At 69.7% G+C, this 14,139-nt stretch carries 17 protein-coding genes; 15 read left to right on the top strand and 2 right to left on the bottom strand.

Translation table 11 applies throughout. The features are described from left to right. Positions 1-85 precede the first annotated feature (85 nt). The 4 genes from GGC47_RS02025 (at position 86) to GGC47_RS02010 (ending at position 3,449) form a co-directional block, all read left to right on the top strand. Positions 86-1,267 carry a phage portal protein gene (locus tag GGC47_RS02025; RefSeq protein ID WP_429066695.1) on the top strand — a complete coding sequence of 394 codons (1,182 nt, stop codon included), beginning with the start codon at positions 86-88 and terminating at the stop codon, positions 1,265-1,267. Further along, positions 1,264-1,464, top strand: a complete 201-nt coding sequence (locus GGC47_RS02020; protein WP_185747786.1) for a hypothetical protein — start codon at positions 1,264-1,266, stop codon at positions 1,462-1,464. The genes GGC47_RS02025 and GGC47_RS02020 overlap by 4 nt, the downstream gene beginning before the upstream one ends. A 187-nt stretch (positions 1,465-1,651) precedes the next feature. Continuing rightward, the gene (locus GGC47_RS02015) at positions 1,652-2,158 is read left to right on the top strand and encodes an HK97 family phage prohead protease (protein WP_038361405.1); all 507 of its coding nucleotides are present in this window, start codon (positions 1,652-1,654) and stop codon (positions 2,156-2,158) included. A 34-nt stretch (positions 2,159-2,192) separates the two neighbouring features. Then, positions 2,193-3,449, top strand: a complete 1,257-nt coding sequence (locus tag GGC47_RS02010; RefSeq protein ID WP_142020285.1) for a phage major capsid protein — start codon at positions 2,193-2,195, stop codon at positions 3,447-3,449. Positions 3,450-3,503: 54 nt separating this feature from the next. Here the strand turns inward: GGC47_RS02010 and GGC47_RS02005 are convergent, their stop codons facing one another. After that, positions 3,504-4,355 (bottom strand): S1 family peptidase, encoded by an 852-nt coding sequence (locus GGC47_RS02005; RefSeq protein WP_185747787.1) that lies wholly within the window; start codon positions 4,353-4,355, stop codon positions 3,504-3,506. Between the two features lie 64 nt (positions 4,356-4,419). Continuing rightward, positions 4,420-5,187: a S1 family peptidase gene (locus tag GGC47_RS02000; protein WP_142020287.1), complete on the bottom strand. Its 768-nt coding sequence runs from the start codon at positions 5,185-5,187 to the stop codon at positions 4,420-4,422. Between the two features lie 70 nt (positions 5,188-5,257). Between GGC47_RS02000 and GGC47_RS01995 the strand changes: the two genes are divergently transcribed. Genes GGC47_RS01995 through GGC47_RS01945 form a run of 11 tightly spaced genes read left to right on the top strand, consistent with a single transcriptional unit; the run spans position 5,258 to position 14,089 of the window. Continuing rightward, positions 5,258-5,827: a head-tail connector protein gene (locus GGC47_RS01995; protein ID WP_142020288.1), complete on the top strand. Its 570-nt coding sequence runs from the start codon at positions 5,258-5,260 to the stop codon at positions 5,825-5,827. A 2-nt stretch (positions 5,828-5,829) separates the two neighbouring features. Next, positions 5,830-6,168 carry a phage head closure protein gene (locus GGC47_RS01990; protein ID WP_142020289.1) on the top strand — a complete coding sequence of 113 codons (339 nt, stop codon included), beginning with the start codon at positions 5,830-5,832 and terminating at the stop codon, positions 6,166-6,168. Further along, a complete protein-coding gene (locus GGC47_RS01985) occupies positions 6,165-6,575 on the top strand; it encodes a DUF3168 domain-containing protein (RefSeq protein ID WP_429066688.1) in 411 nt (136 codons plus the stop codon). Before GGC47_RS01990 ends, GGC47_RS01985 begins: the two co-directional genes overlap by 4 nt. Before the next feature lie 37 nt (positions 6,576-6,612). Beyond that, a complete protein-coding gene (locus GGC47_RS01980) occupies positions 6,613-7,023 on the top strand; it encodes a phage major tail protein, TP901-1 family (protein WP_191123245.1) in 411 nt (136 codons plus the stop codon). 10 nt (positions 7,024-7,033) lie between these two features. Then, positions 7,034-7,378, top strand: coding sequence for a gene transfer agent family protein (locus tag GGC47_RS01975; RefSeq protein WP_133561958.1), 345 nt, complete (start codon positions 7,034-7,036; stop codon positions 7,376-7,378). After that, positions 7,375-7,575 (top strand): phage tail assembly chaperone, encoded by a 201-nt coding sequence (locus GGC47_RS01970; RefSeq protein ID WP_370954298.1) that lies wholly within the window; start codon positions 7,375-7,377, stop codon positions 7,573-7,575. The genes GGC47_RS01975 and GGC47_RS01970 overlap by 4 nt, the downstream gene beginning before the upstream one ends. A 36-nt stretch (positions 7,576-7,611) precedes the next feature. Further along, on the top strand, positions 7,612-8,205 hold the full coding sequence (locus GGC47_RS01965; RefSeq protein ID WP_429066685.1) for a phage tail tape measure protein: 594 nt from the start codon (positions 7,612-7,614) through the stop codon (positions 8,203-8,205). Between the two features lie 11 nt (positions 8,206-8,216). Then, positions 8,217-8,858 (top strand): phage distal tail protein, Rcc01695 family, encoded by a 642-nt coding sequence (locus GGC47_RS01960; protein ID WP_142020293.1) that lies wholly within the window; start codon positions 8,217-8,219, stop codon positions 8,856-8,858. A 7-nt stretch (positions 8,859-8,865) separates the two neighbouring features. After that, complete coding sequence (locus tag GGC47_RS01955) at positions 8,866-9,747, top strand: DUF2163 domain-containing protein (protein ID WP_142020294.1); 882 nt, start codon at positions 8,866-8,868, stop codon at positions 9,745-9,747. Then, entirely contained in the window at positions 9,744-10,175 is a 432-nt protein-coding gene (locus GGC47_RS01950) for an NlpC/P60 family protein (protein WP_112763432.1), read from the top strand. Before GGC47_RS01955 ends, GGC47_RS01950 begins: the two co-directional genes overlap by 4 nt. After that, complete coding sequence (locus tag GGC47_RS01945; protein ID WP_429066680.1) at positions 10,175-14,089, top strand: baseplate multidomain protein megatron; 3,915 nt, start codon at positions 10,175-10,177, stop codon at positions 14,087-14,089. The genes GGC47_RS01950 and GGC47_RS01945 overlap by 1 nt, the downstream gene beginning before the upstream one ends. Positions 14,090-14,139: the final 50 nt, after the last annotated feature.

Raw genomic sequence — 14,139 nt, 5'->3', positions numbered from 1 at the left:
GAGGGGAGAGACCCGGTTTCCGGGATGATCGGGTCAAGCCCGACCATGGCGGCACGTCGTTTCACGCTCCAACAGCGAGACTTCCATGTTCGATTTCCTTCGCAGCCTGCGCGGCCGAGCCGCGCCGGACCAGAAGCGCTCGCGCGTCGGGCCGCTCATTGCCCTGCACGAGGCTGGGCGCGCGGTCTGGACGCCGCGCGATTATGTCGCCCTGTCCCGCGAGGGCTATGAGCGCAATCCGGTGGTGCATCGTTGCGTGCGCCTGATCGCGGAGGCGGCGGCGCAGACGCCGCTCGTCGCCAAGGTCGGCGACCGCGAGGTGCCCGAACACCCGGCATTGGCGCTGATCGAGCGACCCAACCCGCGCCAGGGCGGCATCGCCTTCCGCGAGATGCTGTTCGGCCATCTGCTCGTCGCCGGCAATGCCTATGTCGAGGCGGTGAACGCTGGCCGCGAGCCGCGCGAGCTCTATGCGCTGCGGCCTGACCGGATGCGTGTCGTGCCGGGCCGCGATGGTTGGCCGGAGGCTTACGACTATACCGTCGGCGGCGACACCGTGCGCTTCCGGCAGGACGAGGCCGAGGTGCCGCCGATCCTGCACCTGACGCTGTTCCACCCGATCGACGATCATTACGGCCTCTCGCCGGTCGAACCGGCGGCATCAGCGCTCGACATCCACAATGCCGCCAGCAACTGGCACAAGGCTCTGCTCGACAATGCCGCGCGCCCGTCCAGCGCGCTGGTCTATGACGGACCGGGCGGCGCGACGCTGACCGAGGCGCAGTTCGACCGGCTGAAGCAGGAGCTGGAGGATTCGTTTCAGGGCGCGCGCAACGCCGGCCGGCCACTGCTGCTCGAGGGCGGGCTCGACTGGAAGCCGCTCTCGCTGACGCCGGCGGAACTCGACTTCGTCGCGGCCAAGGGCGTGGCGGCGCGCGAGATCGCGCTTGCCTTCGGCGTGCCGCCGCTGCTGCTCGGTTTGGCCGGCGACAACACCCACGCCAATTTCGCCGAGGCCAACCGCGCGCTCTGGCGCCAGACCGTGATTCCGCTGGTGAGACGATCGGCGCAATCGCTGGCGCAGTGGCTCGGGGCCGCCTTCGGTGACGAGCTCTCGCTGGAGCCCGATCTCGATGCGGTCGAGGCGCTGGCCGACGAGCGGGAATCGCTCTGGCGGCGCCTCGGTGCGGCGGATTTCCTCGACTACGACGAGAAACGCGAGGCGGTCGGCTACGGCCGGCGTGCCTCCGGGAAGGAGCCATCATGACCATGCTCGACCAGATCGTCACGGCCTTCATCGGCCGGGCCGATGTCGGCCATCTCGGCCTGCTGCTCTGGGCCGCGAGCGCATCCGGCCTCGCCTGGCTCGTCCTGCGCGAGCTGACGGCGGCGAACCGGCGCTTCGACGATTTCGTCCGCGAGCTCAACCGCTTCAACGCACGCCACGAGGGGGATCAGTCATGAAAGGCAGCAGCGATGCGAAACCGCCCTCGACCCGGCGAGGCGCCGGCCAGGCGCAGCCGGCCAAGGCGAGGCCGGGCGGCGTGACCACGGAGACCTTCAGCCGCTTTGTCCGCAACCTGGCCAAGCTGGAGGGTGGGCAGCTCCAGGCTGGCAAGAGACAGCGCGGAAGCGGCGGGGAGGGCGGTCGATGAGCGATCTCCATCGTCTTCCGCTCGAATCCAAACTCCTGCCCCTGCAACCTTCGCGCATTGCCGTCGACGGCAGTTTCGAGGGCTATGCCAGCCTCTTCCGCATCCCCGATCTCGGCAAGGACGTGGTCGAGCCCGGCGCCTTCCGCGACAGCATCGCCCGGCGCGGTCCTTCCGGCGTCAAGCTGCTCTGGCAGCACGACCCGGCCGAGCCCCTCGGCCGCTGGCTCAGCCTCGCCGAGGACAGTCGCGGCCTCTTCGTGCGCGGCAAGCTCTCGCTGGCCGTCGCCCGCGCCCGCGAGATCCACGCTTTGATGCGGGAGGGTGCCATCGACGGACTCTCGATCGGCTTTCGCCCCGAAAAGGCGCGCAACGAGCCCAGATCGGGTCTGCGCCGCCTGGAGCGCGTCGATCTCTGGGAGGTCTCGATCGTCACCTTCCCGATGTTGCCGCAGGCCCGGATCAGCGCCGTCAAGACGGCCTTCCGCAAGCCGGCTTTCGCCTGACCATCACCCAAGAAAGACCCTGCAAGGAGAAGCCATGACCCGTTTCGACACCGCCCCCGAGACCAAGGCCGCCGGCGCCGACCTCGCGCTTGCCTTCGAGGATCTGCGCTACACGCTGGAAAGCTATCGCGCTGCGAATGACGAGCGCCTTGCGGAGATCGAGGCCCGCAACAGCGCCGATCCGCTGACCGAGGAGAAGCTCGTCCGCATCGACGCCGCGCTCGACGACACCATGCGCCGCATCGACCGGCTGACGCTGGAGCGCGGCCGTCCGGCGCTGAGCCATGACGGCCAGGGCGCTCATGGCCGCGACCCGCTCGTCGCCGAACACAAGGCCGCCTTTGCGGCTTATGTCCGCACCGGCGAGGCCGGGGGGCTGAAACGCCTGGAAGCCAAGGCGCTTTCGACCGGCTCCGGCCCGGATGGCGGCTATCTGGCGCCGTCGACCGTCGAGGGCGAGATCCTGCGCCGCCTGGCCCATGTCTCGCCGATCCGTTCCCTCGCGACCGTCCGCACCATCTCGTCGGGCACCTACAAGAAGGCCTTCTCCACGACCGGCCCGGCTTCCGGCTGGGTCGCGGAGGCGGCGGCGCGTCCCCAGACGGGCTCGCCCACGCTGGCCGAGCTCTCCTTCCCGGCGATGGAGCTTTACGCCATGCCGGCCGCAACGCAGACGCTGCTCGACGACGCCATCGTGAACATCGACCAGTGGATCGCCGAGGAGGTCGAGAGCGCCTTCGCCGAACAGGAGGGCGCGGCCTTCGTCAACGGCGACGGCACCGACAAGCCCAGGGGCTTCCTCGCCTATCCGACGGTGGCGGAAGCGAGCTGGAGCTGGGGCAATATCGGCGTGCTCAACACCGGCGTCGCCGGGGCCTTCGCCGCCTCCAACCCCTCCGACGTGCTGGTCGACCTCGTCTATGCGCTGAAGGCCGGCTATCGTCAGAACGCCTCCTTCGTGATGAACCGCAAGACGCAAGGAACGGTCCGCAAGTTCAAGGATGCCAACGGCAATTATCTCTGGCAGCCCCCGGCTTCCGCCGGGGCGCCGGCGACGCTGCTCGGCTTCCCGCTGGTCGAGGCGGAGGACATGCCCAATATCGCCAACAACGCCGTCTCGGTCGCCTTCGGCGATTTCCGGCGCGGCTATCTCGTTGTCGACCGGGCCGGCGTGCGCATCCTGCGCGACCCCTATTCCGCCAAGCCTTACGTGCTGTTCTACACCACCAAGCGCGTGGGCGGCGGCGTGCAGGACTTCGCGGCGATCAAGGGGCTCAAATTCGCCGTCTGACGATCGAGGCGCGCCCTGCATCCCCGCCAGGATGCGGGGCGACACTATTCCTCGTCAGCGCGAAAGCCACCAGCTCCAGCCGGAACTGACCTGCGGCTGGACGGCCTCCTCCGAGCGGCCGTCCGCTCCCAGCGCCAGCAACCGCGCGCTGCCCGTGGCGATCCAGTCCCGATGGTCGCTCACCGGGGTGATCGCGGTGAAGCCGCCGCAGATACGGCGTGCGCGCGTCTTCAGCGGTCCGCTCGACCAACTGACGATGCCGACGAGATCGCGCGAGCGGGAGGAGCCGCGCAGGACCGGCCCACCCGAATCGCCGCGGCAGGCGCCGGCGCCGGGCGTCTCGCCCCGCGCCTCGACATCGACGGCGACCTTGACGGTGTTCTGTGTGGTGTAGTTGCCGGCGTTGACGAGCTGCGTCTCCCGCAGGCGTCGCGCCGTGCGCTTGTTGTCCTCGGCGGAAAGGCCGTAGCCCGCCATGGTGACGGTCTCGCCCTGCGAGAGATAGCTGCCGACAGCGAGCGGCTGAATGTCGAGCGGCAGGGGCTGCGCCAGACGCAGCAGGGCGAGGTCGGTGCCTGGTTGCGTGCGCGGCGTCGTGCCGGGCACGAAGCTCGGATGCGGCAGCACGGCGATGACGGGCTGGCGCCGCGCCCGGAAGCGCGGATCGAGGCTGACGACGCTGATCGAGCCGCCATCCATCAGGCAATGCGCGGCCGTGAGGATGATTTCAGGTGCGATGACAGCCCCGGAGCAGAGCTCGCCCCGGCTGGTCTCGACCCTGACGGTCGAGGCGCGCGTGCCGTTCGCATCGCGCGAATTGACGCCTCCGACGACGGCGGAGGCAGGTTGCGCCAGGATCGAGAGGGCGCAGGACAAGGACAGGATGGCGAGGGCGCGCGCGAGCATGGAACACATCAACGAGGTCGGTGGAACAATTTAGAGGCTGTCGCGCCCCAGTCCAGCGTTTCCGTCAGAGACCGTTGGTCCAGCGCGCAGTTTCACCCCATTGCGCCAGCGTCGCGTCGATCCAGCCACGTTGCGGACCGATGAGAATGCCCTGGCTGAGCAGGCCGCAATTGCGCTTGGCCGGCCCGGTCGACCAGCTGCTTACGGCGACGACGCCGGCCCCGCTGAAGATCGGGCCGCCCGAATCGCCCTGGCAGGCGCCCGCACCCGGCCGCTTGCCCGCTCCGGCGGGATCTGCGGCCCAGAGCAGGACATGCCCGGGCCCGTAGGGCTCGATGACGGAGAGGGCGGCGGAGCGATAGGTGCCGGTCGTCCGCGCTTCGCCCTCTTGCGAGACGCCATAGCCGGTCAAGGTGACCGGGGCGCCGGCGCGCGGCTGGGCGCCGTCGTCGAGCGTTGCAGCGACGAAGCGCGCCGGCAGCGGCTCGGCCATTCGGATGAGGGCGAGGTCGATCGAGCGGCGGCGGTTGCTGACCGCCTTCGCGTTGAATTCGGGATGCAGGCCGACCGCGGCCGGCGCGATCAGAACCGGCTCGCTGCCCGCGCGCCAGTGAATGCGCAATTCCGTGCCGCCGGCCGCGCAATGGGCGGCGGTGAGGATCGCGCGGGCCGATAGCACGATGCCTGTGCAGACGCCGCCGCGCGCATTCAGCACCATCAAGGTCGCGGTTTCGGCCGGGCCGCCCTCGCGCCCACCGACGACGGCCTGCGCCGGAGCGAGCCCGACTCCGCAGGCTAGGCCGAGGCCGAGAAACCAGTTCGCGATCCGCATCGGGCGCTCCTTCCAGAGCTGCGCTGATAGCGCGTCGCTTCCCGCAATTGAACCCTTGAACGGAGCGATCATGACGCCGCTTGCCCTGGAGCCGCCCGTTGCGGAGCCGGTTTCGCTCGCCGAGGCCCGGCTGTTCCTGCGTCTCGACCAGACCGAGGAGGACGATCTGCTGGCGACGCTGATCACGGCCGCGCGGCTGATGGTCGAGGCGGTATCGGGCCGCTGCCTGATCGACCAGCGCTGGCGGATCGTGCTGGATCGCTGGCCTGTCGGCGGCGAAATCCGCCTGCCGCTGTCGCCCGTGGGCGCGATCGAGGCCGCGCGTGTCTACGATCTGCTGGGCGTCGCCCAGGCGGTGGCCGGGACGGCTCTGGCGCTCGATACGCTGGCGGATCCGCCCTTGATCCGCATCGTCGGCGAGGTGCCGGAAATCGGACGGGCGCATGGCGCGATCGAGATCGATATCACCGCCGGCTACGGGACATCGGCGGACGCGGTCCCGGCCCCGTTGCGCCAGGCGGTGCTCCGCCTCGCTGCGCGTTGGTTCGAGCAGCGCGGCGATGTCGCGAGCCGCGATGCACAGGGGCTGCCGCCCGAGATCATGGCGCTGGTCGCGCCCTATCGCCGCGCGAGGCTCTGACCATGGCGGAGATTCTGATCCCTGCCATTGGCCGGATGCGGCGCCGGCTCGTGCTGGAAGCGCCGGTCGCGACGCCGGACGGCCTCGGCGGCGCGACGCAGAGCTTCGCCGCGGCCGGCGCGCTCTGGGCGCAGCTCGAATGGCTCTCGGGCGTCGAGCAATGGCGCGAAGGGCGGCCCGAGCAGCTCGCGCGATACCGCGTCACCCTGCGCTGGCGCAGCGACATCGATGCCGGGCGGCGCCTGCGCGACGGCGAGCGCATCTTCGACATCCGCGCGGTGGCCGATCCCGACGGTTCGCGCCGCCGGCTGGTTTGCCTGGTCGAGGAGGTCAAGCCGTGAGCGACGCCATCCTGGCTCTGCGCGCCGCGATCCAGGCGCGGCTTGCCGCGGACGCGCCCCTGAACGCCCTGATCGGCCCCGATCGCATCTTCGACGAGGCGCCCCGCGCCGCGCGAGGCCTTTACGTCGTCCATGGCGATGTCGAGGCGCGCGATTGGTCGGCCGGAGGCGAGCGTGGCTGCGAGCAGGAGCTGACGCTGATCATATGGGCCGCCCAGAGCAGCTCCGCCCGCCAGGCATTGGAGGCCGCGAGGCTGATCGTGACGGCGCTGGACGATGCCGATCTCACCCTCGACGGGCACAGCCTCGTCAATCTGCGCTGGCTCTCGAGCCGGCTGGCGCGCGAACCGCGCGGCGGGCTTCCCAACGTGACGATCCGCTTCCGCGCGGCGACCGAGCCGCTCTGAACACCCGAAACATCGCGACAATCGAAGGAGGCGCCGCATGCCGGCACAGAAGGGCAAGGATCTGCTGCTCAAGGCGGCGGATGGGGAGGGCGGTTTCACCACCGTCGCAGGGCTGCGTGCCCGCCAGATCGCGTTCAATGCCGAGACGGTGGACGTGACCCATGCGGAATCGGCCGGGCGCTGGCGTGAGTTGCTGGAAGGCGCCGGGGTCCGCCGCGCGAGCATCAGCGGCTCCGGCATCTTCAAGGATGCGGCCTCGGACGCGCTCGTCCGCCAGACCTTCTTCGATGGCGCGATCCGCGACTGGCAGGTGGTCGTGCCGGATTTCGGCACGGTCGCCGGGCCGTTCCAGCTCACCAGCCTCGAATATCGCGGCGACCATGCGGCGGAGGTCACCTTCGACCTTTCGCTGGAATCGGCCGGCGCACTCGCCTTCACAGCGCTCTGAGGAGACCGGCATGGTCAATCGTCATCGCGGCGAAACCGCGCTCATGATTTCGGGCGAGGCCCTGCCGATGCGCCTCACCCTGGGCGCGCTGGCCGAGCTCGAGCACGCCTTCGCGGTCGACAGCCTGCCAGCGCTCGGACAGCGCTTCGTCTCAGGCCATCTCTCGGCGCGCGACATCATCCGCATCATCGCCGCCGGCCTGCGCGGCGCGGGCAAGGTGATCCGCGACGAGGAGGTCGCGGGGCTGTCCTTCGACGGTGGGCTCGCTGGGGCGATCAAGGCCGCCATCGCCCTGCTGGAGGCGACCTTCGGCGAGGGCGAGCCCGTCCGCCCTCCGCAGCCGCCGGAAGCCTGAGCGCACCGGCGGCCTTTCCCTGGGAGGAGGTGATGGCCTTCGGACTCGGCCGGCTCGCCTGGCCGCCGGATCGCTTCTGGGCGGCGACCCCGCGCGAGCTGGCTGCAGCGATGAAGGCTTGGGGTTGGGGAGCGTCGGGCGCCGCGACCGAACGCACGGCTTTCGAGGCATTGATGGCCGCTTTTCCCGACATCTGACGCAACGTCTTGAATCAATTTCTGAAGAGGATCGTCATGGCCGATGAGACCGATTTCGACTCCGTCCGTCTTTCCGATCTGCGGACGATGGATTCCCTGACTCAATCCCTCAACCGCTCTTCGCAAAGCTTTGGTAAATCGATCGTAAATGCCTTTTCGCGCGGTGTCGTCGAAGGCAAGCGCTTCGAGGACGTGTTGCGCGGTGTCGGGCGCTCGCTGACCGACGGCCTGCTCAAGAATGCGCTGAAGCCGCTGCAGACCGGCATCTCCAATCTGCTCGGAACGGGTATCAAAAGTCTGACCGGCCTGTTCACCGGCGGTTTCGGTTCGCTCGGCGGTGGGGCTTCGGTACCGGTCGCCCCTTTCGCGGAGGGCGGCATCGTCGCCTCGCCTTCCCATTTCCCGACCGGGCGCGGCCTCGGCCTGATGGGCGAGCGCGGCGCCGAGGCGATCATGCCGCTCTCGCGCGGGCCGGATGGGCGCCTCGGCGTCAGAGCCGGCGGCGGGGCACGCCCGCTCAACGTCACGGTGCAGGTCTCGACACTCGATGCCGAGAGCTTCCGCCGTTCGGAGGCGCAGGTTTCGGCCGCGATTGCGCGGGCCGTGGCGCGCGGCGGCCGCGCACTCTGACGAGGCAGGTCATGACCGATTTCCATGACGTCCGCTTTCCGCTCGACGTTGCGCGTGGGGCGCGGGGTGGGCCGGAGCGCCAGACCCAGATCGTGACGCTCGCCTCCGGCCGCGAGGTCCGTAACAGCCGCTGGGCCCATTCGCGCCGCCGTTACGATGCGGGCCTCGGCGTGCGTTCCTTCGACGCGCTGGCGCAGGTCGTCAGCTTCTTCGAGGAGCGTCGCGGCAGGCTCTTCGGCTTCCGCTGGCGTGACCAGCTCGACTGGAAGAGCTGCGCGCCTTCGCAGGCGCCGGCCGCGATCGATCAGATCATCGGGATCGGCGACGGGCTGACGGCGGCGTTCCAGCTCCGCAAGAGCTACGGCACGGGAGCGTCCGCCTATAGCCGGACCATCGCCAAGCCGCAGGCGGGCAGCGTGCTCGTCGCCGTCGACGGTGTCGCGCAGATGTCGGAGGAGGCCTTTTCCTGCGACACAGCGACCGGGCTCGTCACCTTCGCCGCCGGTCATATCCCGCCCGCCAATGCCGTCGTCACGGCCGGCTTCGCCTTCGACATTCCCGTCCGCTTCGACACCGATGCGATCGAGGTCGATCTCTCGGCTTTCGAGGCTGGCGAGATCCCGCGCATTCCGGTCGTCGAAATCCTGCCCTGAGGCTGCCATGCGCGACATCCCGCCCGACCTTGCCGCCCATCTCGAAGGCGGCGCGACGACGCTGTGCCGCTGCTGGAGCCTGACACGGCGCGACGGCTTCGTTCTCGGCTTCACCGACCATGACCGGCCGCTCGCCTTCGAGGGCATCGCCTTCGCCGCCGTGACTGGGCTCGAGGCGGCCGAGGCCACGGCCGAGCTCGGCTTCGCCATCGGCGGTGGCGATGTCGCCGGTGCGCTCGCCGCGACCGGGCTGAACGAAGCCGATCTGGCGCGCGGCCTCTACGACGATGCGCGTCTGCGGATCTGGCTGGTGGACTGGTCGGAAACCGGCCAGCGCGTGCTGCTCGAAGAAGGCTTCGTCGGCGAGGTCAGGCGGGGCGAGAGCGGTTTCACGGCCGAGGTCCGCAGCTTTGCCAAGGCCTTCGACGAGGAGCGCGGCCGGCTCTATATGCGCTCCTGCTCGGCCGATCTCGGCGATGCCCGCTGTGGCCTCGCAATAGCGGTGGTCGAGGCGGTCGTGGCGGAGAGCGACGGCCGCCTCGCGCTCTCCGCGGTGGGGATGGGGGCTTATGCCGACGGCCATTTCACCGGCGGCAAGCTCGTCTTCACCGCCGGAGCCAATGCCGGCTTCGCCACCGAGGTGAAGCGCCATGGCCGGGAAGGAAGCCTGGCGGTGTTCCAGCTCTGGCAAGCGGCCCCCGCGGCGATTGCTCCCGGAGACGCGTTCAGCGTGACGCCGGGTTGCGACAAGAGCTTTGCGACCTGCCGGGCGAAGTTCGGCAACGGCGTCAATTTCCGCGGCTTCCCGCATATGCCGACCTCCGACTTCATCATCGGCGGTGTCCGGCCGGGCGACGGCGCCCTCGATGGCGGGAGCCTGTTTCGATGAAACGGGACGAGATCGTCGCCGCCGCACGGGAGTGGCTGGGAACGCCCTATCATCACCAAGCTTCGCTGCGCGGCGTCGGCTGCGACTGCCTGGGGCTGGTGCGCGGCGTCTGGCGCGAGCTGTGCGGACCCGAGCCGGAAGCGCCGCCGCCCTATTCGCCGAGCTGGGCCGAGAGCCTGGGCCGGGAGACGCTGGCGCTGGCGGCGTTGCGCCACCTCGCGCCGGTCGTGCCGGAGGCGGTGCGGCCGGGTGACGTGCTGCTCTTCCGCTGGCGCGAGCATCTGCCGGCCAAGCATTGCGCCATCCTGAGCGCTCCCGATCGCATCATCCACGCCCATGACGGCGCGGCTGTCGCCGAGGTGGCCTTCACTGGCTGGTGGCGGCGCCATCTCAGCCATGCCTTTTCCTTTCCCGGAGTCAGCGACTGATGGCGACGCTTCTTTTGCAGGTGGCGGGCGCGGCGCTTGGCACCGCGCTGGGTGGGCCGGTGGGCGGCGCCATCGGCCAGGCGCTCGGCGGTCTCGCAGGCGCGACCGTCGACCAGGCCTGGCTCGGCGGCTCGGGCGGGAACAAGATCGTCGAAGGGCCGCGGCTGAAGGAGGTCAACGGCCTCGCGGCAACGGAAGGCGCCGCGATTCCGCGTCTCTATGGCCGGGCGCGGCTGGGAGGGCAGCTCATCTGGGCGACGCGCTTCGAGGAGGAGATCAAGCTTTCGATCGCCCGGACCAAGAGCGGCGGCAAGGGCGGACGCGCGCAGAAGACCTACGAGACAACCTACAGCTACTATGCGAACCTCGCGATCGGCCTCTGCGAGGGACCGATCGCCTTCATCCGCCGCATCTGGGCCGATGGCCGCGAGCTCGACGTGAATACGGTGGTGATGCGGGTCCATCACGGCGATGAAGCGCAGGAGCCCGACCCGTTTATAGTCGCCAAGGAGGTCGGCGAGGCGCCGGCCTATCGCGGGCTCGCCTATGTCGTCTTCGAGCGCTTTCCGCTGGCGGATTACGGCAACCGCATCCCGCAATTCGATTTCGAGGTCGTGCGCGCGGTGGATGGCCTGGGCGCCATGATCCGCGCCGTCGCGCTGACTCCCGGCGCCGGCGAATTCGTCTACGACATCCGGCCGGTCAGCCACGAGCCCGAGGCCGGCGTCACCGAAAGCCTGACACGCCACCAGCTCTATGGCGGCGCGGATGTCGATACCGCGATCGGCCATCTCGTCGCGCTTTGCCCCAATCTCAGGCGTGTTTCGCTCGTCGTCTCCTGGTTCGGCGACGATCTGCGCGCCGGCTCTTGCAGCGTCGCGCCTCGTGTCGAGGTCGCGCATAAGCCGACTGTCGGCGCGGAGTGGTCCGTTGCGGGGCTGAGCCGCGCTTCGGCCCGTCCGGTCAGCCAGATCGAAGGCCGCCCGGCCTTCGGAGGAACCCCCTCGGACGAGAGCGTGATCGCGTTGATCCGCCGCCTGCGCTTCGACCACGGGCTGGAGGTGGTGCTCTATCCCTTCCTGATGATGGATATCCCTGCCGGCAACGGCCTGCTGGATCCGCATTCGGGAGCGGCCAGCCAGCCGCGCTATCCCTGGCGCGGTCGCCTCACCTGCGATCCCGCCCCGGGCCGACCCGGCACTCCGGATGGAACCTTCGTCACGGCGGCGCAGGTCGCGGCCTTCATCGGCACCGTCGCCCCCGCCGACATGAGCGCGGCCGGCAGCGCCGTTTCCTGCGCCAAGCCGGACGAATGGTCCTATCGCCGCTTGGTCATGCACTGCGCCATGCTGGCGCAGGCGGCAGGTGGCGTCGAAGGCTTCGTCATCGGTTCGGAATTGATCGGGTTGACGCGCCTGCGCGATGCGAGCGGCTATCCGATGACCGGGCATCTCGTCGCGATTGCCGAGGATGTGCGGACGATCCTGCCGGCGACGACGCTGACCTATGCCGCCGACTGGACCGAATACGGCGCCGATGTCCGCAATGGCGGGCAGGATATCGACTTCCCGCTCGATCCGCTCTGGGCCTCGCCCGCCATCGGCGCTATCGGCATCGACTATTATCCGCCGCTCTCCGATTGGCGCGATTCCGCCGCGCATGCCGATGCCGCCATCGCACGCGGCCCGGCCGATCTCGCCTATCTGCGCGGGCGTCTGATGTCAGGCGAAGCCTATGACTGGTATTACGCCGACGAGGCCGGACGGGCCGCGCAGGAGCGTTTGCCGATCACCGACGGCGCCTATGGCAAGCCCTGGCTGTTCCGCCCGAAGGACCTCGTCAGCTGGTGGAGCCATCCCCATATCCGTCGCGCCGGCGGCGTGGAGACCGGCGCAAGCGCTTTCGTGCCCGGCGCCAAGCCGATCTGGCTGACCGAGATCGGCGTGCCCGCGGTGGACAAGGGCGCGAACGCACCGAATGTCTTCCCGGATGTGAAGGACGAGGGTGGCGTGCCGCCGTTCTCGAGCGGAGCGCGCGACGATCTCGTGCAGGCCCGCGCCCTGGAGGCGATCATTTCCGGCTTCGATCCGGCCCGTACCGGCTTCGAGGCCGCGCGCAATCCGGTCCACCCGGTCAGCGGCATCCGCATGGTCGACCCGGCGCATATCTTCGTCTGGAACTGGGATGCGCGGCCGTTTCCTGCTTTTCCCGATCTCGGCGGCATCTGGGCCGATGGCAGCAATTTCGAGACCGGCCACTGGCTCAACGGCCGCCTCGAAGGCACGCCGGTCGATCGGCTCGTGGCGAAGCTGCTGGCCGATTTCGGCTTGCCGCCCACCGACCGGATCGTCGTGGACGGCTTTCTCGACGGCTATCTGCTCGACCGGCCGCTCTCGGCCCGGCAAGCGCTGGAGCCGCTCGCCCAGACCTTCGGCTTCGATGCGGTGATGAGCTCAGGCACTTTGCGCTTCGAGGGCAGGGGTGGCGCCGTGTCGCGCCGGCTCGGCTCGGACGATCTGATTCTCGACCGTGACGGTGAGCCTTTCGCCCTCAGACGCATGCAGGAGACGGAGTTGCCGCTCGAATTGCGGCTTGGCTTCAGCGATGGCGAGAACGGCTATCGCAGCGCCGCCGCGCGCTCGCGCCGCCTCGCCGGCGCCGCCCGGCGCGAGGTCGCGGTCGAGACGGCGATCGTCACGCGCATGGCGGAAGGCCAGCGCCTCGCCGACCAACGCCTGCAGGAGGCCTGGGCAGCGCGCGAGACGCTCGAATGCGAGGTCTCGCCCCGCTGTCTCGACCTCGAGCCGGGTGATGTCGTCGCCTTGCCGGTGGAGGGGAGCGACCGTCTTTTCCGGATTACCCGCATTGCCGACGGGCCCACCCGACGCATCGCGGCGCGGTTGGTCGAGCCGGCGATTTATCGGACCGCCGGTATCAAGGGAGGCGACCGGCCGCCGCGGCTGCCGCCGCCTCTGCCGGGACGGCCTCTCGCCGTGCCGCTTGCACTGCCGATCGTGACAGGACAGCCGCCGGCGCTGCTCTCCCTGGCCGCTTTCGCGGCGCCCTGGCCCGGAGCGCTGGCGATCTGGCGGGCCGGGGATACCGGCCTCTTCGATCTCGCCGGCTTCGTCGAGGCCCCCTCGATCGTGGGTGAGACGCTGACCGACCTTCCGGCCGGACCGCTCTGGCGCAGCGATCGGCACGCGGTGCTGGAGGTGAAGCTTCGGGGTGGCGTGCTGTCTTCCGTCCCGGCCGAGAGCGCTCTCGCCGGGGCCAACGCGCTCGCCCTGATCGACGAGGCGGGTGGCATCGAGCTCGTCACCGTCTCGCAGGTCGAGCTGATCGGGCAGCAGCGCTTCCGCCTGTCGGGCTTCCTGCGCGGGCTCGGCGGTTCGGAAGCGGCCGCGCAACGTCACCTGGCGGCGGGCGCGCGGGTCGTGGTGCTCGACGGCTCGGCCGTCGCGCTGACCAGCGATCTCGCCGATCTCCATCGGACGCTGCGCTACAGGGTCGGCCCGGCGCGGCAGGATGTCGGCGATCCGACGATGGTGGAGTTTTCCGCCGACGTCGAAGGGCCGGCGTTGCTGCCGCTATCGCCGGTGCGCGTGCGGGCGAGGCGCACCGAAGGTGGCATCGCGTTGAGTTGGCTGCGGCGCACACGCGTCGAGGGTGATTCCTGGGATCTGGCGGAGGTGCCGCTCGGTGAGGAAAACGAGCGCTACCTCGTCGCTATTCTCGATGGGGACATCGCGGTTCGTAGCGCAACCGTGAACGAAGCGGGCTGGCATTATCCCACGGAGCAGGAGAATCTCGATTTCGGCGGACCGCGGAGCGAGATCTCGCTTTCGGTGCGCCAGCTTGGCGGGGCGGTCGGCCCCGGGCAGGAATGGCGTGGACATGTCGCGGTGGTCTGACCTCGCCTGGGTTGTGGAATGGACCGGGCATTCATGGCGCATTCAGGCGC

The organism is Allobosea sp. OAE752 (assembly GCF_050433265.1).
Taxonomy (GTDB): domain Bacteria; phylum Pseudomonadota; class Alphaproteobacteria; order Rhizobiales; family Beijerinckiaceae; genus Allobosea; species Allobosea spartocytisi.
The sequence above is the reverse complement of the archived record's forward strand: the minus strand, read 5'-3'. Positions and strand labels throughout refer to the sequence as shown.